The sequence below is a fragment of the Stenotrophomonas sp. INTA L402-1 genome (assembly GCF_059295135.1).
In genome coordinates this window covers 1-454 of record NZ_JCAFWP010000252.1, presented here as the reverse complement: position 1 = coordinate 454, position 454 = coordinate 1, and the positions used below count along the sequence as shown (strand labels likewise).

Annotated in this window: 1 protein-coding gene; it reads right to left on the bottom strand. The window is 56.2% G+C overall.

The genetic code is table 11. The features are described from left to right. Positions 1–298: 298 nt before the first annotated feature. Positions 299–382 (bottom strand): Rop family plasmid primer RNA-binding protein, encoded by an 84-nt coding sequence (locus AC5O77_RS22640; protein ID WP_494507281.1) that lies wholly within the window; start codon positions 380–382, stop codon positions 299–301. Positions 383–454: the final 72 nt, after the last annotated feature.

The following is a 454-nucleotide window of genomic DNA, read 5'->3' as shown; positions in this document are numbered from 1 at the left end:
CGCCGCAGTCGAACGACCGAGCGTAGCGAGTCAGTGAGCGAGGAAGCGGAAAAGCGCCGGAACGTGCATTTTCTCCTTACGCATCTGTGCGGTATTTCACACTGGTCATGGTGCACTTTTCATACAATCCGCACTGATGCTGCATAGTTAAGCCAGTATACACTCCGCTATCGCTACGTGACTGGTTCAGGGCTGCGCCCCGAAACCCGCTAAAACACCCTGACGCGCCCTGGCGGGCTTGTCTGCTCCCGGCATCCGCTCACAGGCAAGCTGTGACCGTCTCCGGGAGCTGTATATGTCAGAGGTTTTCACTGTCATCCCCGAAGCGCGCGAGGCAGCTGCGGTAAAGCTCATCGGCGTGGTCGTGAAGCGATTCACAGATATCTGCCTGTTCATCCGCGTCCAGTTCGTTGAGCTTCTCCAGCAGCGTTAATGCTGTCTCTTATACACATCT